This is a genomic window from Pelagerythrobacter aerophilus (assembly GCF_003581645.1).
GTDB lineage: Bacteria > Pseudomonadota > Alphaproteobacteria > Sphingomonadales > Sphingomonadaceae > Pelagerythrobacter > Pelagerythrobacter aerophilus.
Window position 1 is genome coordinate 14,599 of record NZ_QXFK01000006.1, and the last position, 19,390, is coordinate 33,988.

Below are 19,390 nucleotides of genomic sequence, written 5' to 3' on the forward strand. Positions count from 1 at the left end.
CCAAGATGGATCTCGACTACGGACCCCAGTATGACGCGTTTCGCGAGGAAGTGCGCCAGTTCCTGCAAACCCACGGTCACCGCGCACCCGATGGCCAAGGCCGTGCCGCGCGCCCTTCCCCCGAAGCCGTCGAATGGCAAAAGCTGTTGATCCTGCATGGTTACACGGCGCGTACGATTCCCAAGGAATACGGCGGATACGGAGCCGAGCCGGACATCCTGAAATCGCGGATCATTGCCGAGGAATTTTCGCGCGCTGGCATCCCCGCAGGCCTTGCGAACCAGGGCATTTCCATGCTCGTTCCCACGCTGCTGGAACTCGGAACCGAAGCCCAGAAACAGCAATGGATCGAGCCGACCCTTAATGGCGAGATAATCTGGTGTCAGGGATATTCGGAACCTGGAGCGGGATCGGACCTCGCCGCGCTCAAGACCAGCGCCCGCGTCGAAAATGGCGACTTTGTCATCAACGGACAGAAGATCTGGACCAGCACGGCCAAGCAGGCGGACATGATCTTTTGCCTTGTTCGGACCGAACCGGACGCGCCCAAGCACGGCGGCATCTCCTACTTGATCTTCTCGATGGACACACCAGGGATCGAGGTCCGACCACTCAAGACCATGACCGGTCACGCCGAGTTCAATGAAACGTTCTTTACCGACGTGCGGGTTCCCCTGGACCAGATCGTCGGGCAGCGCGGGCAGGGGTGGTACGTGGCCAATGCCACACTGGGCCATGAACGTGGCATGCTGGGCGACCCCGATGCACTGGAAAACCGGCTCCAGGCGCTGGTCAGGCTGATGCAAAAAGAACGCATCGGCCAGGGTTGCGCAATGGACAACGCCGTTCTGCGTGACCGGCTGGTTGCATTGCAAGCCGAAGTCGCGGCGATGAAATTCAACGGCATGCGCATCCTGTCGAACAGCCTTAGGGGGGATGCCGGCGGCATGGCGAAACTTGTCGTGAAGCTGCAGAGCTGTGAGCTCGCCCATCAGATTTCCGCGCTCGCGATCGACGCAATGGGCGAGATGGGCATACTCTATCACGGAAGCGAGCGCGAGCGCGAAGACGGTGCCTGGCAGTGGAACTACATGTTCCAGCTTGGTCTGATCATCGGTGGAGGCACCGCCCAGATCCAGAAGAACATCATCGCCGAACGCGGGCTGGAAATGCCGCGCGAACCCAAGTTCGCAACGCCTCCCGCCGTCGAACAGGCGACGGCCGTTGCAAGCGGGCAGAATAAGGGAGCCGCCTGATGGATTTCGGACTTTCGCAAGACCAAGAGATGCTCTGCGACGCGATCAGCCGCACTCTTGCTGATACTTGTCCGCTCGATCATGTGCGCGAATGCGCGGAGGGCTCGGTTCCCTTCAGCGACAACGTGCGTTCGGCGCTGGGCGAAATCGGCATTTGGGGAATGATGGTTCCCGAGCAACATGACGGGCTCGGGATGACAATGCTCGATGCCGCCGCTGTGGCCGAGCAGCTCGGCTATGCCGTCGCGCCGGTGCCTTTTATCGGTGCCCATGTACTGGCACCCCTTGCGCTGGCACAGGGCGGTAGCGAGGAGTTGAAGGCGCACTGGCTGCCGAGGATAGCGAAGGGCGAGGCGCAAATCGCCGTCGCGATCGCGGAAACGGTGGAGATCCGGGACCGGGCAGGCGTGGACTTCGACGGCGCAAAGCTCGACGGAACGGCTTTGTTCGCGCTCGACTTCCTGGAAGCCGACGCGTTTCTGGTAGCCGATACCGCCGGTCGTATGCACTTCGTAGCTGGCGATGCTGCGGGTCTGGAGAAGGTTGCTCTCAAAACGATCGACCGCACCCGGAGCGTAGGGGAGCTGCGGTTTTCTGGCGTAGCGGGCGAGGCTCTCGCGGACGATGGTGGGGCCACAGTCAGGCGCCTGCGGGACGCCGGCCGGGTGCTCCTGGCCGCCGATAGCCTCGGTGCGGGCCAGGCTATGATCGAAAAAGCGGTCGACTATGCCGGGCAGCGCGAACAGTTCGGACGAGTGATCGGCAGCTTCCAGGCGGTCAAGCATATGTGCGCGGAAATGGCTGCCCGCCATGAACCATGCCGTTCGCTGGTCTGGTATGCCGCCCATGCGTTCGATGCGACGCCCGACGAGGCTTCGCTGGTGGCATGCCATGCCAAATCACATACGGGCGAAGTCCACCGTTTTGTCGCCCGAACCTCAACCGAGGTGCATGGGGGGATGGGTTTTACCGATCTCCTAGGTCTGCATTTCTGGTTCAAGCGAATCGGTTTCGACCGCCAGGTTCTGGGAAGTCCCGAAGCGGTCCGGGCCGAAGCAGCGGCCTTGCAGGGGTGGACGCAGGTCGCATGAGACGATGAATTAGGCGCACGCTACCGACAAAATCGTGGCCACCAAGGAGAGAGGAATTAATACGTGATCGACTGGAACCTTGGCGACATCCTTGATGCAATCGAACCTGCGGTCCCGGAAGATGCTCCGGCGCTGATTCACGGCGACCGGATCATTAGCTGGCCCGAAATGTCGAAGCGTTCGAACAATTTGGCGCGCAATCTGCGCGCGCAAGGTGCAGGCGACGGGGCGAAGATAGCCTTCTACATGCGCAACCGTTCCGAATACGGGGAATTGATGGCCGCGTGCTTCAAGGGCCGCCTCACGCACGTGAACATCAATTATCGTTACCGTCCCGAGGAGGTTTTCTACATCTTCGACGATTCCGATAGCGAGGTAATTGTTTACAGTTCCGAGTTCCGCGACTGCATTCTTGAACTGAAGGAACGGTTGACCAAGGTTCATACATTTGTAGAAATCGGCGATGCTTCGCAGATCGCTTCCTTCGCGCTTCCTTACGAAAAACTTGTAGAAGGTAACGGCGCGCCTCTCGATATCGAGCGTTCTCCCGATGACCTGCTGTTCATATATACAGGCGGTACCACCGGCATGCCCAAGGGCGTGATGTGGCGACACGATGATATGCGCAAGGCTCAGCTCGACGCGCAAAAGCTGCTGGGTCCGGTTCCCCAGACCATGGAGGAAATGGTGGCCCTGGTGAAGCAGGGCGAGCTTGCGCGCATCACTTTGCCGGCGTGCCCGCTGATGCATGGAACCGGGTTCATTACTGCTATTGGCACGCTCATGTCGGGCGGGGCCATCGTCACGCTGTCCGATCCATCCTTCGACGCGGAAGAATTGTGGGATGCGGTGGACCAGCACAAGGTGCAGAGCATCGCCATTGTCGGTGACGCTTTTGCCAAACCCATGCTGCAGGCGCTGGACGCCCACCCGAAGCGCTGGGACACGAGCAGCCTGATTTCGATCATCTCGTCCGGCGTCATGTGGAGTAAACAGGTAAAGGCGGGCCTGTGCAAACATATCCCCCAGGTCATCCTCATGGACAGTTTTGGCGCTTCGGAAGGGCTGGGCTACGGCTTGTCGGTGACGACCGCACAGGGCGGCACCAACACCGCGAAATTCGGGATCGGGGAATTTTGCGACGTATTCGACGAGAACGACCGGAAGGTCGAGGCGGGGAGCGGCGTGCCCGGCTTTATTGCCCGCAAGGGCGCAATCCCCACAGGATACTACAAGGACCCGGAAAAGTCGGCCAAGACTTTCAGGACGATCGATGGCGTGCGTTACTCCATCCCGGGCGACTGGTGCCGGGTGGAATCCGATGGAAGCCTGACCTTGCTGGGCCGCGGCAGCGTCTGCATCAACACCGCAGGTGAAAAGGTTTACCCCGAGGAGGTGGAGGAAGTGCTCAAAACCCATCCCGCCATTGCCGACGCGCTTGTCGTCGGGGTGCCTGACGAAAAATGGGGCGAAGCGGTGACCGCTGTGGTGCATTTGACCCAGGATGCGGACTTCGACGCGCAAGCGATCAAGGATCACGTGCGCCAGCAACTGGCAGGTTACAAAACGCCCAAGGCGATTTGCCCAACGCAAACCGCCTTGCGCGCGTCAAACGGCAAGGCGGATTATACTACGGCTAAAGACATCGCGAAAGCGGGTGCCGGGGCCTCGTGAGCCATTCGCCCCCTCCTGACTATGATGTCGTAATCGTCGGGGCCGGGTTCAGCGGAATATACCTGCTTTACAAGCTGCGTCAGGCGGGGTTCGATGTTCTGCTGGTAGACGCAGCGGAGCAGCCGGGCGGAATCTGGTACTGGAACCGCTATCCGGGAGCACGGGTCGATTCCCAGGTTCCACTTTACGAATTTTCCATTGCGGAAGTATGGAAAAGCTGGACGTGGAGCGAACGATTTCCAGGCTGGGAAGAACTGCGCGCCTATTTCCTCCACGTCTGCGATACGCTCGACCTCTGGCCGGCAATGCGAATGAAAACACGGGTCGAAAGCGCGCCGTTCGATGAAGACACCGCCTGCTGGCGATTGAAGCTCGACGATGGCGGAAAAGTAAGCGCGCGTTTCCTCTTGCCGGCCCTGGGGTTCGCCTCGAAACCCTACATTCCCGATATCCTGGGCCTTAGCGATTTCGAAGGCGAATGGTGCCATACCGCCCGCTGGCCGCAGGAAGGCATCGACCTTTCCGGCCGCCGGATCGCCCTGATCGGCACGGGTGCCAGCGGCGTACAGGTGGCGCAGGAGGCGGCAAGCTGTGCGGAGCAGCTGACGCTTTTTCAGCGAACCCCGATTCTCGCCCTTCCCATGCGGCAGGAAAAACTGGACGCTGATCGTCAGCTTCGCGAAAAATCCGAATATCCCGCTGTCTTCCAGAAAAGGCTTACGACAAGTGGCGGTTTCGAATGCCAATCGCTGGACATCTCGGCCCTGGCTGTGACCGAGGAAGAGCGGACTACGCATTTCGAGGATTTGTGGCAGCGAGGAGGGTTGCGCTTCTGGTATCATAATTTCGCTGACATACTGACGAACGAGGACGCCAATCGCCACGCCTACGAGTTCTGGCGTGACGAGGTGCGCGAGCGGATCTGCGACCCGACCATTGCCGAGAAGCTCGCTCCCGATGAGCCGCCACATCCCTTCGGGACCAAGCGACCATCGCTCGAACAGAATTATTACGAGATCTTCGCACAAGACAATGTGACGCTGGTCGATCTGAACGACACCGCGATCACTCGCGTCACCGAGGCCGGGATAGAAACAGCCACTGGCATGATCCCGTGCGATCTCATTGTCTTCGCGACCGGCTTCGATGCCGGTCGTGGCGGGCTCATCGACATGAACATCACCGGCCGCGGTGGGCTGGCGCTGGCAGAAGCATGGAAGAGTGAGATCAAAGCCTATCTGGGCATGGCCGTCGCCCAATTTCCGAACATGCTGTTCGCCTACGGCCCGCTCAGCCCTTCAGGCTTTTCCAACGGTCCGACAAGCGCCGAAATCCAGGGTGACTGGATCTGCGATTTCCTGATCTGGCTGCGCGATAACAGGATCGGCCTTTTCGAAGCCGATGCGCTGGCCGAGCGAAGCTGGACCGATATGGTCGCCCAAGTAGGGTCGATGACGCTCTTCCCCAAGGCTGAATCGTGGTACATGGGCGCCAATATTCCCGGCAAACCCCGACAACTGATCAATTTCCCCAGCGTATCTGGTTACGCCGATCTATGCCACGATGTCGCACGGCACGATTATCGTGGTTTTATCAGGAATACACTATCCGGTATGGAGACTGCGCCGAAATGAATGAAATGAAACCAATCCACGACGGGTCAACAGATATTGATCCCGTATGGGCCGGCGACGGGGCGGATATACCCGAATGGTTCGCCTGGGCGCTGAGCGTGCCCCGTGAGGAAGGCTTCGTAGAGGTTGGTGGCGCGCGGGTGCATTATCTTCGCTGGGGCAGGCGTGACCGGCCCAAATTGCTCATGACTCACGGTTTTCTCGCCCATGCCCGCTGCTTTGCCTTCATCGCACCGTACCTTGCCGAAGACTACGACGTGGTGGCGTTCGATCTGGCCGGTATGGGCGATAGCGAGATGCGCGGCGTGGCCGATATAGCTGCGCGGGGAAAGGAATTTGTCGAGATCAGCGAAGCGCTCGATTTGTTTGCGGATGGAAGCAGACCGACGATCATCGCCCATAGCTTCGGCTCGGGTGCAGCGCTGACCGCCGTTTCCCAATCGCCGGATGCCTTCGCCGGCGTTATTGTCTGCGATCTCATGGTGATGCGGCCCGAAAAGCTGGAGAAATACTGGACCATGGGCAGATCGAGCCCCGGGTCGGGTAATCCTGACAAACCGGTGCGACGCTACCCCACCTACGAAGCGGCGCGCGAGAGGTATATCCTGTCGCCGCCGCAGGCAGTTGGTGAGCCGTTCCTGATGGATTACATGGCCTATCACTCTCTCCGCCGCGATGGCGAGGAGTGGACATGGAAGTTTTCTCCCGAAGTGTTCCGGCGCAGCAACAAGCCCGACGAATGGCTGACAGTAGGCCAGAGGCTGGTCGATGCGCCCGGGCGCAAAGCGATTGTGTACGGCGAGAAAAGTCAGCTCTTTGATCGCGATTCCGCCCGCTATATCCGGGAACTGGGAGGGGGAAAGATACCAATTGTTGCAGTGCCCGATGCACGCCATCATCTCATGCTGGATCAGCCGCTCGCGTTCGTCGCTGCGCTTCGGGCGGTACTGGCCTTTTGGAGCCTCTGAGATCCCCCATACTAAGAGGCTGGTTCCTGGTCAGAGGCCAGCGAGATGGGGGCAAAGGGCGTTCATATTCATCTTGTACTATATCCGAACCATTGTCGCCGTCGGCACGACGAACGCTTCGTTGGTCTCGATGCCAGCTGGGGCAAAAGCTTTATCGGGAGCAACTCGCTTAGCGCGCCAACCATTGCTGATCTTTAGCAAACGTTCACTCCGCGTGCGATCTGGATCGTGGCCCATGGGGTCAAAAGATAAGGCGCTTTACTAATATCACGCGGATGTATATGCCCATGGACGGGGATTGGGCTAATTCTCTCCCTCTCCTCTCCACAGACTAAGGGGCGACCCTCGAGGTCGCCCCATTTTGCAGTAAGCGGCGGAGCCAATTATCGTCGCACTGAAGAGATGGGAAGGGATGCTATATGACACTGAGAGCGATGGTGCTCGCCACTTCGGCCATCTTGGCTTGGCCGCAGATGGCTTTAGCGCAGGATCCCACAACTGATGAGGCGGAACCCCAAGGATCCGTAATCATCGTTACGGCCCAACGCCAATCTCAAAGTCTGCAAGAGGTGCCGATCGCGGTCAGTGCCTTCGATGCTACGGCTCTCGAAAGCCAGCAGATCGAAAACGCTGCTGACCTTCAATTGACGCTCCCGAACGTCTCATTTTCGAAGGGCAACTTCACCGGGTCGTCCTTCACCATCCGTGGTATCGGCGATCTTTGTGTTGGTGTGACGTGTGACGCAGCGACGGCTATCCATATCAATGGTTCCCCTCTTTTTGGTACCCGGCTGTTCGAAACAGAATATTTTGACCTTGAGCGAATTGAGGTCCTACGGGGGCCGCAGGGCACCCTCTTCGGCCGCAACGCTACCTCGGGTGTTGTCAACCTTGTGACAGCCAAGCCTGACCTCGGTTCTTTCGGCGCGGCCGGAGAGTTCGAGTATGGGAATTACAACAGCATCAAGGCCGAAGGGATGGTCAATGTCCCGATCGGCGATTCTATCGGCGTTCGGGTAGCCGGATTCTTTCTGAATCGCGACGGTTACACCACAAACCTTTTCGACAATTCGGATGTCGACGACCGAGACATGTACGCTGTTCGTGGTTCTCTTCGTTTTGAACCCGGTGCCGATACCACTCTCGACTTCATGGCATATTATTTCAGGGAAGATGACACCCGTTTACGTAATCAAAAGCAGGCCTGCCAGCGTGACCCGCTCGGCGTGCTGGGTTGTCTGAACAATCGCCGCGACTTTGACATCACCAATGCCAATTCCACAGTCGGCGCAACGCTCAGTTCGCAAGAGTTCTTCGCTATTCAGGGAATTCCCTCAGTACTGGGATTGGGAAGCCTGTACGGCCCCGATGCATTTGCAGGATTCGATAAGCCCGACGATGTGCGCACGGTAAACACGGCGTATACTCCATTCTATTTTGCCGATGAAGTGCAGCTACAGGCCCGTCTCGAGCAGCGCATCGGAGCTATGACACTGACTGCAACCGGTCTTTATCAGGACACCGAAGTCGATTCCCGGCAGGACTACTTTCTGGGCATTCAGGATCGTACCGCCTTTGCTACGGCCTTGAACGTGTTGTCCGGCTTCGCGGCCAACGGTTTGCCTACCGGCCTCCCCGCACCTGCACCGGCGTTCGTGCCAGGTTCGTCGGCGTATTTTACCCCGATTGTGGAGGCTCTCATCCCCAATGGCCCAGGGGGCGTATTGTGCACCTCCGATAACGATGATGGGAACAGGGGCGCGTTCGAAGGTAATGTATTGTGCGGCGAAACGCCGCTATCCTTCGACAGGTCTTCAGAGCAACGCGAATCCTGGAGCGGCGAAATCCTCCTTTCCAGTGATTTCGACGGAGCATTCAATTTCCTGCTCGGAGGGATCTATGCAAAGTCCAAGACTACCGACAACAGTTACTATGTAAACTCATTCGCGCTTGACTACGCCAGTGCCATTCTGGGATCGTTTGGTACTTTGGCAGGCGGTGCACCGCCATCCTACTTCGCAACATCCATGTACCGCAACAATTCTCTCGAGGCTAATCTTGAGAGCTTCGGTGTGTTCGGGGAGATCTACGTCGACCTGACCGAGCGTCTGACCTTCACCGGAGGTTTGCGGTATAACGACGACAAGAAAGACGTGACTGCGCGCACGACCTTGATTAGCTTCCTCAATCCTTACGCGAATGACGGGGAGCCGTTCGACAGCCCGATCACTCCCTTAACCGGTCCCTCTGGTCTTTTTGATGCCGATCCTGGTACGCCAGGTGAGCAGCTGACGCAATTTAGAGAAGTAGGTTTCGATGAAATAACCGGGCGTGCGGTGCTCGACTACGAAGTTACGCCTGACAATTCGATTTACGCATCTTATGCCAGGGGCTATAAATCCGGGGGTATCAACCCGCCCCTTTCGCCCGTTTTCGATGTGGCTGAAAGCTTCGGATCAGAAACCATCGACGCATTTGAAATCGGATCGAAAAATACCTTTGCGAATGGCGCACTGCAATTAAACGCTACTGCATTCTACTATAAGTATAGCGGGTTGCAGCTTAGCCGCATCGTCGCCCGTACCTCAGTTAATGATACTATCGATGCCGATATCTGGGGTGTGGAACTAGAGTCCGTTATCCGGCCCGATCCCGATTGGCTTGTCAACTTGACGTTCAGTTATCTCAACGCGGAAGTTGCCGGCGACCAGTTCTTCTCCAATCCGCGCGACCCGGGTGGCGGCGATCCTGATGCCGTCATCATCAAGGATATCAGCAACGGTGCTAATTGTGCCGTAACCGGGCCAGCCCCCGGCGTGGCCGACGCATTCGTCGCCGGAGTGAACGCAGCTCTGGGTCTTCGTGGTCCCGAAGAATTTCCTAACGACGGCAATCTTGCGTCAAGCGGCGCATTCAGCATTTGCGATGTCTTGGCCGGAGCCGTTCCGGCGGGCAGCGGCCTTGCGGTATTAAGCCCTGGCGTAGAGGTCAACTTAAAAGGGAACAAGTTGCCGCAGGCCCCCGAAATGAAGGTTTCGATGGGTGTGCAGTACACCGCCACTTTCGACAATGGCATGACTCTGGTTCCTCGCGTGGACGTAGCGCTGACTGGTGAGCAATACGGCAATATCTTTAACGGCAGGGTCAACCGGATCGAGCCATTCGTGCAAGCCAACGCGATCGTGCAGTTGAACAGTGCGGATGAGCGTTGGTTCGTGCGCGGATTTGTTCAGAACATTTTCGACAGCAGCTCGGTGACAGGCTTGTACTTGACCGACGCATCCTCGGGGAATTTTACCAATATCTACACTTTGGATCCTCGTAGATATGGTGTTGCTTTGGGGTTCAGTTTCTAACAGGTCCAGATCGTGTTGGCGGGGAGATTGGTGGTCCTCCCAACGACCCGAACGGACAGTGCCAGCTAGTTCGTATTTCGACCCATGACTTTATAGCTTTTCCAGAGCGGCGTAATGCTCGATGACCGCCTCGTAAGCCTACCGACAAGGCGGTCATCGAACCGGCCAAATGCGAGCTGCACTCGAAATGCTTTTACGATCGCTCGTTGATGTCGCTACGAGATGCTCGCGGAAAGCTTAAGGCCTTACATAGATACGACAATGAAGAGTCACCGAATAGTGCAATCGGGATATCCGATGGTGATACTGGCAAACGCACTCTGCGAAAGGCGGAAACATGCTGACCCCTATGATCCAAGATTGGGTCAAAGTGCACGAGGTGCTGACGCGTTAGGAAAAGTTGGAAGGGGCTGCGGGGCAGACTTCTGAGAAAACTTATCCTAACTCTGTTCAGGTTTCATAACTGATTTTCGATCGACCGGAGCAGGCTCAACCGACGTGCGATTGTCGCGAGACAATTCGACCCATCCCAACCCAAGCGACTTCTGGATCGCGATCCAGCCATTTGTCATGGCGGCGATCGCCCGATCGAGATTTGCTCTGGCCTGTTCGCGCTTGCGGATCGAAGTGTTGAGTTCGCCTTGCGAGATTACCCCCGCGGCGCGGCGTTGCTCGTTAAGCTCCGCAGCCGTGTCGGCCTGTCGACTGATCTGCGCCAGCGCGGCTACGTTGGCTCTTTGTTGCCCGAACCGGGCAAGCGATTGTTCGGCGTCGCGCAGTGCGCCAAGGACCACTTCAACATAACGCGCTTCGGCCTCGTCGCGCGCACTCTCGGCCTGATCGATCGATGCTGCCGTGCGGCCGAAATCAAGCAGGTTCCACTGTAGCCGCGGCAAAGCGATTGCCGATAAGTTGCCCGGGTCCAGGATGTCGTCGGGCTCCGATCCGCCCAAACCGAGAATCCCCATGAAGGAAATCTTGGGGAAGCGAGCAGCCTCTGCCACGCCAATGCGCGCATTCGCCGCGGCCAGCATGCGTTCGGCGGCTCGAACATCCGGCCGCCGCGCTATTAGCGCTGCGGGATCGCCCACCGCGACCCGTTCGGGGGGAAGCGGAATTTCGGCCTGAGCCGCCAGGAGCCCGTCGAGTGCGCCGGGCGCTTCGCCCGTCAGCACCGCGAGCGTGTCTTTGAATACATCGATGTCCGCTTGAGCTTCCGCGATCTGCGACTTGAGCAGTTCGAGCTCGGCGTTCGCGTTACCGACCGGGAACAGCGCGAGAGCGCCCTGTGTATAGCGCTGATAGGTCAATTCGAGAATTTGCTGCTGCAAGTCGCGCTCTCGCTGGACAAGCTCGAGCCGCCCTTGCGCTTCTCGCAGGCTCACATACGCCCGCGCGATTTCGGCGGCGAGCTGGACTTTCGCATCCTCGGCGTTCGCCACCGAGGCCGCAGCCTGAGCGTTAATGGCCTCGACACGCCGTGCCTGCCCCCCAGCGAAATCGATCTCCCAGTTTGCGTTGAGCCCGAGGTTGTAGACGCTGAGGCTGTCCTGCTCTTCGGTGTCTGCAGGAGCGCCGGGCGATCCCGGGGGCGGGCCGCTGCCGATATCTAGCCCTGGGATATTCGCCTGGACCGCAGTCGCCTGCGCAGCCACGGCGGGTAGCCGGTTGGCGCGCTCCTGGCGGACAGAAGCCCTTGCCTGTTCGATGCGAGCGCGCGCTGCGGCCACGCCCGGATTGCCGGCCAGCGCACGCGCCTCAAGTTCATTGAGAACCGGATCGCCGAGCAGCGTCCACCAGTCGCCGGCAATCGGCGCCAACGGATCGATTTCGGGGCCGGCCCGTACGAACGCATTGCCTGCGTCGGTCGCAAGTTGCGGGGGGCCGGCATAGTCGGGACCGGACATGCAACCCGCGAGGAGCGCCATGGGAGCGAGGAGGGTTAGGGTCTTGCGCATAGAGTTCTCAGTGCATCGAAAGGGATAAGTTCTTCGGGAGAGGCTTGAGGAACAGTACCAGCGGCACCGTGACCAGGGTAATCGCGCCCATGGCGAAAAAGACATCGTTGTAGGTCATCACGAACGCATCGCGCTGAATGATGCCGGAAAGCATCTCCAGCGCGGCCTGTGGATTGCCCAACGACGCCGTCATGGTGTCCAGGTATTCCTGTAGCCGGGGGCTGTTGGCGTTGAGAGTTTCTTCCATCCGCCGACTATGATGCCACAGGCGCTGGTCCTGGAACGAAGCAAGCCCGGCGAGCGCGAAAGAGCCCCCTAGGTTTCGCGCCGCGTTGAAGATGCCCGAAGCATCGCCGGCATCCTCCTTGGCAACCGAAGCTACCGTCGCCTGGTTGAGGAACATCATCGTGAGGATCATGCCGATGCCGCGCAGGAACTGGCTTTCGGTGAACACTCCACCTCCCGATTCCGCTGTCAGATTTATGCTGACGAAACAGCTTAGCGCCATGATGAACATGCCCGCGCCGACCGCAATGCGGATGTGAATCCTGCGGATCATGAACGGGAGAACGGGCATCAACAGGAAAGCCGGAACGCCCATCCAGAAGATCACAAGTCCGGTCTGCAAGGCATTATAATCGGAAATTATCGCGAGAAATTGCGGGATCACGTAGGTCGAGCCATACATGACCATGCCAAGCGCCAGTGCCATCACCACGACGCTGGCAAACTGCCTGCTGAGCATCAGGCGCAATTTGAGCACGGGTTTGCGCGCGTAAAGCTGTCCGTAGGTCAGAAGTGCAAAACCCACGACCGTCATCAGTGTGAGCTGGACGATCAGCGTGGAATCGAACCACTCCTCACGGTGGCCTTCTTCCAGAACGATGGTCAGCCCACCCAACCCAAGGATCATACCAGCTATTCCCGCCCAATCAGCCTCGCGCAGGTAAACCCAGTCGGGCTTTTCATGGGGTAACCCGATGAATAGTAAAGCAAGGAGCAACGCGCAGACGGGCACGTTGACGAAGAAGGCGTAGTGCCAGCTCAGGTTCTCGGTAAGCCAGCCCCCCACCAACGGGCCCATTACCGGCCCAAGAACCACGGTCATTCCGAAGAGCGCCATGCCAATCGGCTGTTGCGATGGAGGCAGTCGCTTTGCGACGATGGTCATGGCGGTTGGAATAAGCGCGCCGCCCATGAACCCTTGACCGGTGCGACCGATGATCATCGTCGTCAGATCGGTGGCAATGCCGCACAACACCGAAAAGGCCGTGAAGGCAGAAACCGCGACGATGAGCAGCGTGCGAAGGCCGAGCAGTCTTTCCAGCCACGCGCTCAGAGGGATGATGATGATCTCGGCAACAAGGAAGGCTGTCGCGATCCAGGTGCCTTCGGTTCCGGTCGCGCCGATTTCCCCCTGGATCGTCGGCAGCGCCGAATTGACGATCGAGATGTCAAGCGTTGCCAGCATCGCCCCCAGCGCACCGGCGGCTACGGCGATCCAGGCCGTAGCATCGGCCTTTTCGACCGGCGGCGAAACCGCTGCAGCGGCGCCTGCCATCGGTCAGTCTCCGGCCGCGTTGCGGATCGAATCGAGTTGGTCTCTAGCGGCGCGCGTATCGACACTCGCGACAACAGACATGCCCGGCACCAGCAGACGCAGGATCTCGGGCGAAGCCTGAATGGATATGCGCACCGGGACGCGCTGAACGATCTTGGTGAAATTACCCGTCGCGTTCTGTGGCGGAAGGATTGAGAATTCTGCCCCGGTCCCGGGGGCGATGCTTTCCACTCTTCCTAATAGCTCGAGGTCCGGCAGCGCGTCGATTTCCAAGGTGACGGGTTGCCCCGGGCGGACAAGTCCGAGCTGCGTTTCCTTGAAATTTGCTGTCACGTAGAGGCGGTCGGTCGGTACGAGGCTCATAAGGCGTTGGCCAGGCTGGACAAATTGTCCAGGTCGGACCGTGAGGTCACCCACCCGCCCGGAAATACTGGCCTGGAGCGTGGTCGATGACAGGTTCAGACGGGCGGCCTCGAGTTGCGCACGAGCGGCGTTGGCTTGCGAATTGGCCTGGTCTATCTGCTCGCTAAGCGTGTTCTGTCGGCGCTGTGCCGCCGTGAGCGCGGCGCGCGCTGCCGCGACTTGAGCCTGCGCTTCTCTGGCCTGGGCCTCCAGCTGATCGAGCCTCTCGCGCGGCTCCGCTCCCGAAGCGGCAAGGGGGCGGTACCGGACAACCTGCTCAGCAGCGAGACCAGCCTGTGCAGATGCTGCTGCGAGCTGTGCACGGGCCTGGGCAATTGCCGCGTCCTGCTCTTGTTGCTGGGCGCGTACCGTATCTGCTCCGGCGAGCGACGCGGCGATCTGGGCTTCGACCTGGTTCGTTTGGGCACGATAATCTCGCACGTCCAGCTGGACAAGTGCATCGCCCGACGCGACCGTTTGATTCTCCGTCACTAATACGCGCTCGACGTAGCCCGCAATTTTGGGGGAGATGATGACGCTGTCGGCGGCAATATAAGCGTTGTCGGTGGACTGCTGGAATCTGCCGTACGTCTGATGATTGTAATACCAGTAGCTCCCGGCGAGCAGGACCAGAATGCCGGCGATCAGCAGACCCAGCCGGACCCGCGGACTGGACAACCCCGTCGGACGTGCGCCTTCATCGCTAGCCCCTGCTGTCTCGTCCGCCATGATTATTTCGCTCCTCGCCATCGTTTGAGCCGCTGCGCGAGCGATATAGCGGCCAAAACAAAATGCGAAAGTCCTTTACTATTTTTCTCCGATCGATAGGAATGTCTCATGCCAGAAGATGAGGGCACTCTCGCACTCGACAATGTCATCACCCACGATGATCGAGCGATCTTCATGATGGACCAGATCAGCCGCGCCGCGCGCAAGGCATTCGATGACCGAGCACAGCCGCTGAGCCTCAATCGTACGCAGTGGCGTGTGTTGGCGCAGCTCATCAGAGCTCCTGCCCTGAACCAGACGGACATCGCCAGGAGACTTGAAATCACATCCTCCAGCAGCGGCCTGGAAGACATGACGCCTTCGCGCTTGAGTGACCGGACGCGGCTTGCGCAAGTCATAGCAATATTCGGTCGCCACGGGCGGGGCGGCATCACGCCCGTGTTGGGACTAGGCCGATCTCAAACCAAAACACATTCGACGCGCCCGGATGCCCCGCTCGTGGCGATTGCGCCAGGGGACGAACCTCGGTCATGTTCTATAGCGGACAACCGAATGGAGCATGCGGGACGCGAACTTTCATTGCACCGGCCCTCTGCCGGACGAACAAACCGCTGGCGGCGTGCTAGATGGAAACTAACGCAAACTTCTCCCTAGTGGCGTGGATCGTTGGCATTCTGATGCTTACGACCATCGCTTTCGCGATGTGGCTAATCGATCCCAGACCAAATCAGGAAACATATCAGATCAAGTTTGATCGCTCCGTGGAAGGCCTTCAGTCGGGATCGACTGTAACACTATTGGGAGTCCCTGTGGGACAGGTAACATCGGTCCGTCTGGCGGAAAATGAACCGGAAAACGTGGTCGTTGTTCTGACTCTCGATCCTTCTGCGGCGAAAGTCCACGGCCTTGAAGCGACAATCAGCACGGATCTGATAACTGGAGAGGCTGCGCTCGTGCTCGAGGGCCGACGGGGTCGTGAGGGCATTTACACCGACAAGTCAGGAAAAAAGATCATTCCCGCCGCGGACGAAACCGGACTATTGGGGAGGGATGCGACCGCCACTGTAGAGACCGTGGCAAATAGCATTCGCGCTCTGAACGAAGGACTGGAGCCAGAAAAGCAACGGGTGATCACCTCCGATCTTGTCCGGCTTCGAGTCACGACGGCCGCACTCGCATCGGACGCCGAAGGTTGGGACGAACGATTGGCCTCAACAAAAGGAAGATTGTTAGACTTAGGGCAAAGGGTTGGTGGATGGGGAAATAATCTTCGAGATGCAGATCGGCGGATCTCAGGGCGGAGCGCTTCTGCTATCGCGCAACTACGCCTTCGCCAATTCAGGGAGGGGGTGCAGAACGCTGAAAACAAACTTTCCCAGATAAGGAGTGGCATTCCGGCGGTCGAAGATTCTTTGGTTGAAGGTGAAACGGACCTTCGCGAACTTAGTCGCGAACTTGCTCCTCTCAGTGAAAAAATCGAAGATATTCAGGTTGAGGGAATTACATCAAATCCTCCCCTCCCAGACTATCGGCCAAAAAGAAGAGAAGCTGGAACGAATATCGATGATTTAAAGTAAACCGAACGGATGACTGCTTCCGGGCAGAGCGCGCAGCCCGTAAAATAGCGGAGATTGGAGCGCAAAGCGGATAACGACCTACTCCGCGGTCAAGTTTGAAATTGAAATTCCGAGTCCTAAAAAAGGCATCGAACCAATACATTAGAGGGATTTTGCGGGCCTTTTGCGGGCTTTTCAGCTTGACCGAAATATCTAAACATCAGAAATTAAACGGAAAAGAAGTTCGAATGTGATGCCTCTTCTGGGCACCATTTGTTCTTCCGAGGACATCCCAAAAAGGTCGACAAAATGGCGGAATTCTGCCATTTTCTGATCGATCCGGTCTACAGATGTCCCAGAACATTTCAGCCGATCCGATCACAAGTGGGGCCATGAATGGGGCCACAGTGGGCCATATTTAGGCGGTGGCCCCATTGCCGATGGCCCCCACAATGGATTTTGGCTGAACAGCGGACGGCTCGTCGGATCGGATGGACGATTCGGGAGGGTGATTATGCCGTTGAAGGATGTCGAACTCCGCGCGCTCAAACCGCGAGATCGGGTCTACAAGCGTGCAGACGAGCGCGGTCTGTACATCGAGGTGCATCCGAGCGGCTCAAAGCTCTGGCGGCTGCGATATCGGTATCTGGGTAAGGATAAGCGCATCGCTTTGGGAGCATATCCCGAGGTCGGTTTGGCAGAGGCTCGCCGGAAGCGAGATGAGGTGCGCCAAAAGCTCAGGGGGGGGCGTGGATCCGCTGGCAGAGCGCCAGCGGGAGAGGCTGGTTGCTCAATTCAGTGCGGCGAACACCTTTGGCGAGGTCGCCAAAGAGTACATCGACAAGATGGTGGCTGAGGGTCGCGCGGTGGCCACAACGTCGAAGGCGAACTGGTTGCTTGAGCAACTAAGCCCAATCTCACAGCGCTCTATCGCCGAACTCACGCCGGTTGATGTGCTAGCTGCGCTTAAGCGGATCGAGGCCAGAGGGAAGCATGAAACCGCGCGCCGCTGCCGCTCATTCGCAAGCCGCGTCTTCCGCTATGCTGCGGCGACTGGTCGCGCCGAGAACGATCCTACCGCAATCCTGCGTGGCGCACTGGTCGCGCCGAAGGTGACCCACCACAGCGCGATTATTGAACCCGAAGCGTTCGGCGAACTGTTGCGATCGATCGACGCCTATTCGGGCAATGCAATCACGCGCCTCGCGATGCAGATTTCGCCGCACGTAATGACCCGTCCGGGCGAACTTAGACAGGCGGAGTGGTCGGAGGTGAACGCCGAGAAAGCGGTTTGGACGATCCCGCCCGAGCGCATGAAGATGCGCCGGCCACATGCAATCCCCCTTTCACGCCAAGTGCTGCACTACTTTGCCGAGCTACATTCTCTGACCGGGCCGACGGGCTTTATGTTTCCGGCGTTCCACACTTCGCGCCGCCCCATGAGCGAAAATACGATCAACCAGGCGTTCCGGCGCATGGGCTATGGAACTGGCGAGATCACCGCTCATGGGCTTCGCACCACCGCGTCAACGCTGCTGAACGAAAGTGGCAAGTGGAGCCCGGATGCGATCGAGCGATCGCTCGCGCATGCCGACGCGAATGTAATTCGCGGCACCTACAATCGGGGCTTCTACTGGGAGGAGCGCGTCGCCATGCACCAGTGGTGGAGCGATTATCTCGACCAGCTTCGCGCGAACCATACGCTAGCCAAGCGAGCGTGACTCCTTGCGGCCGAAGATGGGCCGAGAGCAGTCAGTCCGCTGGTGGCAGCTCAGCCAGGCGAAGCGGTCATTTCGAAAATAATGGACTTCTGTGGATGGCTCCCGCGTTGCAAGGGCAAATGCGATGTGCTGGCGCTTGGGTCGGGTGCAGACTTCTGTCCGGCCTGTTGATGCAGCCATGAAGTAGACTGCTGGCCCTGATGGTGTCCGCGAACTGGGTCCCGAACTGGTTTACAGGCTGTATCGCCTCGGCCATTCGCTGGGTTGTCCCGGTTCCCGGTCTGACCGGTTCGCCATCATCTCGCTTTGCTCTCACAACTCCTGAAGTGGCTTTCGCCGCTATTCCGTTTTGCCTCTACGCCGCCAACGCAGGCACGTGGCGCTCACGATAGACTTCCCCGCGGGTCATGATGGCCCAGACGATTCTCGCTGTTTTGTTTGCCAAAGCCACGGTGACCACCCGTGCGGGCTTGCGCGCCAGCAAGGCGAGAACGTTGGGATCGACCGCCTCCGGTTTTCTTTTCGCGTTCCGCACCACTGCCGTCATGCCGACCACCAGGAGCTTACGAAGATACCTGTCGCCCATCTTCGAGATGCGGCCGAGCCGCTCTTTGCCGCCGCTGGACTTCTGAAGCGGGGTTAGCCCCAGCCAGGCCGCGAACTGCCGGCCAGAGCGGAACTGAGATGGATCACTGACCGACGCTGCGAGTGCCGTCGCTCCGATCGGGCCAATGCCCGGGATCGTCATGAGGCGGGTGGCAACGTCGCTCTTGCGCTGCCACCCGATCAGATCACGTTCGATCTCCCGTACCTGGGCGTGGACATCGAGGGCTTGCTGCGACAGCCGCTCAACGATGCGAAGAGCATCGGACGGCACGTCAGGCGCTTCCCCGTCGACGATCGCACGTGCCTTCTCCAAAGCTCGATTGATGCCTTGGGGGATGTCGATGCCGAACTCGGCCAAAAGCCCTCGCATCATGTTGATTAGCTGCGTGCGCTGCTTGACGAACAGATCCCGCGTGCGGTGCATCGACAGCGCCGCCTGCTGCTCCGCTGACTTCACCGGCACAAAGCGCATCGTGGGGCGCGTCACTGCCTCGCAGATTGCTTCCGCATCCGCAGCATCGGTCTTGCCGCGCTTCACGTAGGGCTTGACGTAAGCCGGCGGCATCAGCCGAACCTCATGGCCCAGCTTGATCAGCTCCCGAGCCCAGTAATGCGACGTGCCGCAGGCCTCCATGCCAACCACGCAAGGCGGAAGCTTCTCGAAGAAGGGAAGCATCTGCGAGCGCCGCAATGCCTTGCGAACAACGGCCGTGCCCTGTGCATCTACGCCGTGAACCTGGAAAACGTTCTTGGCCAAATCGAGACCGATCGTGCTAATATCCATCTGGGTGGCTCCCATTTTGCTCGTGAATACCTGACGGTCTTCACACCTTGGCACCTAGATGCCGTGAGCGGGAGCCATCCACCTCATCTGGTTT

12 protein-coding genes and 1 pseudogene are annotated in these 19,390 nt (G+C 58.8%); 9 read left to right on the forward strand and 4 right to left on the reverse strand.

The annotated features are described in order from the left end of the window. Positions 1-5 precede the first annotated feature (5 nt). The 6 genes from D2V04_RS01375 (at position 6) to D2V04_RS01400 (ending at position 9,979) form a co-directional block, all read left to right on the forward strand. Positions 6-1,256: an acyl-CoA dehydrogenase family protein gene (locus tag D2V04_RS01375; RefSeq protein ID WP_119511586.1), complete on the forward strand. Its 1,251-nt coding sequence runs from the start codon at positions 6-8 to the stop codon at positions 1,254-1,256. Then, positions 1,256-2,347: an acyl-CoA dehydrogenase family protein gene (locus D2V04_RS01380; RefSeq protein WP_050599567.1), complete on the forward strand. Its 1,092-nt coding sequence runs from the start codon at positions 1,256-1,258 to the stop codon at positions 2,345-2,347. Before D2V04_RS01375 ends, D2V04_RS01380 begins: the two co-directional genes overlap by 1 nt. Positions 2,348-2,410: 63 nt before the next feature. Further along, positions 2,411-4,021: an acyl-CoA synthetase gene (locus D2V04_RS01385; RefSeq protein ID WP_006834182.1), complete on the forward strand. Its 1,611-nt coding sequence runs from the start codon at positions 2,411-2,413 to the stop codon at positions 4,019-4,021. Then, entirely contained in the window at positions 4,018-5,655 is a 1,638-nt protein-coding gene (locus D2V04_RS01390; RefSeq protein WP_119511587.1) for a flavin-containing monooxygenase, read from the forward strand. The genes D2V04_RS01385 and D2V04_RS01390 overlap by 4 nt, the downstream gene beginning before the upstream one ends. Beyond that, positions 5,652-6,623, forward strand: coding sequence for an alpha/beta fold hydrolase (locus D2V04_RS01395; RefSeq protein ID WP_050599570.1), 972 nt, complete (start codon positions 5,652-5,654; stop codon positions 6,621-6,623). The genes D2V04_RS01390 and D2V04_RS01395 overlap by 4 nt, the downstream gene beginning before the upstream one ends. A 419-nt stretch (positions 6,624-7,042) precedes the next feature. Further along, positions 7,043-9,979 (forward strand): TonB-dependent receptor, encoded by a 2,937-nt coding sequence (locus D2V04_RS01400; protein ID WP_119511588.1) that lies wholly within the window; start codon positions 7,043-7,045, stop codon positions 9,977-9,979. Positions 9,980-10,419: 440 nt separating this feature from the next. On the opposite strand, the gene D2V04_RS01405 is transcribed toward D2V04_RS01400, so the two are convergent. The 3 genes from D2V04_RS01405 to D2V04_RS01415 are packed head-to-tail and all read right to left on the reverse strand — an operon-like array spanning position 10,420 to position 14,629. Then, positions 10,420-11,907, reverse strand: coding sequence for an efflux transporter outer membrane subunit (locus tag D2V04_RS01405; protein WP_067506500.1), 1,488 nt, complete (start codon positions 11,905-11,907; stop codon positions 10,420-10,422). Positions 11,908-11,944: 37 nt separating this feature from the next. Beyond that, entirely contained in the window at positions 11,945-13,498 is a 1,554-nt protein-coding gene (locus D2V04_RS01410; RefSeq protein WP_063511168.1) for a DHA2 family efflux MFS transporter permease subunit, read from the reverse strand. A 3-nt stretch (positions 13,499-13,501) separates the two neighbouring features. After that, positions 13,502-14,629 carry an HlyD family secretion protein gene (locus D2V04_RS01415; RefSeq protein WP_063511170.1) on the reverse strand — a complete coding sequence of 376 codons (1,128 nt, stop codon included), beginning with the start codon at positions 14,627-14,629 and terminating at the stop codon, positions 13,502-13,504. A gap of 177 nt (positions 14,630-14,806) precedes the next feature. Here D2V04_RS01415 and D2V04_RS18390 point away from each other — a divergent pair, with 177 nt between their 5' ends. The 3 genes and pseudogenes from D2V04_RS18390 to D2V04_RS01430 all read left to right on the forward strand — a co-directional run bounded on the left by D2V04_RS18390 (position 14,807) and on the right by D2V04_RS01430 (position 17,906). Continuing rightward, positions 14,807-15,283: a MarR family transcriptional regulator gene (locus D2V04_RS18390; protein ID WP_225082872.1), complete on the forward strand. Its 477-nt coding sequence runs from the start codon at positions 14,807-14,809 to the stop codon at positions 15,281-15,283. After that, positions 15,256-16,206, forward strand: coding sequence for an MlaD family protein (locus D2V04_RS01425; RefSeq protein WP_082837520.1), 951 nt, complete (start codon positions 15,256-15,258; stop codon positions 16,204-16,206). Before D2V04_RS18390 ends, D2V04_RS01425 begins: the two co-directional genes overlap by 28 nt. Positions 16,207-16,699: 493 nt before the next feature. Then, positions 16,700-17,906: pseudogene (locus D2V04_RS01430) on the forward strand (tyrosine-type recombinase/integrase). Between the two features lie 355 nt (positions 17,907-18,261). Here the strand turns inward: D2V04_RS01430 and D2V04_RS01435 are convergent. Further along, on the reverse strand, positions 18,262-19,296 hold the full coding sequence (locus D2V04_RS01435) for an IS110 family RNA-guided transposase (protein ID WP_119511379.1): 1,035 nt from the start codon (positions 19,294-19,296) through the stop codon (positions 18,262-18,264). Between the last annotated feature and the right edge of the window lie 94 nt (positions 19,297-19,390).

Excerpts from the sequence above, each read along its gene's own strand:
- D2V04_RS01375 (WP_119511586.1), top strand. The coding sequence starts at position 6 with ATGGATCTCGACTACGGACCCCAGTATGACGCGTTTCGCGAGGAAGTG.
- D2V04_RS01380 (WP_050599567.1), top strand. The coding sequence starts at position 1,256 with ATGGATTTCGGACTTTCGCAAGACCAAGAGATGCTCTGCGACGCGATC.
- D2V04_RS01395 (WP_050599570.1), top strand. The coding sequence starts at position 5,652 with ATGAATGAAATGAAACCAATCCACGACGGGTCAACAGATATTGATCCC.
- D2V04_RS01400 (WP_119511588.1), top strand. The coding sequence starts at position 7,043 with ATGACACTGAGAGCGATGGTGCTCGCCACTTCGGCCATCTTGGCTTGG.
- D2V04_RS01405 (WP_067506500.1), bottom strand. The coding sequence starts at position 11,907 with ATGGCGCTCCTCGCGGGTTGCATGTCCGGTCCCGACTATGCCGGCCCC.
- D2V04_RS01410 (WP_063511168.1), bottom strand. The coding sequence starts at position 13,498 with ATGGCAGGCGCCGCTGCAGCGGTTTCGCCGCCGGTCGAAAAGGCCGAT.
- D2V04_RS01415 (WP_063511170.1), bottom strand. The coding sequence starts at position 14,629 with ATGGCGGACGAGACAGCAGGGGCTAGCGATGAAGGCGCACGTCCGACG.
- D2V04_RS18390 (WP_225082872.1), top strand. The coding sequence starts at position 14,807 with ATGGACCAGATCAGCCGCGCCGCGCGCAAGGCATTCGATGACCGAGCA.
- D2V04_RS01425 (WP_082837520.1), top strand. The coding sequence starts at position 15,256 with ATGGAAACTAACGCAAACTTCTCCCTAGTGGCGTGGATCGTTGGCATT.
- D2V04_RS01435 (WP_119511379.1), bottom strand. The coding sequence starts at position 19,296 with ATGGATATTAGCACGATCGGTCTCGATTTGGCCAAGAACGTTTTCCAG.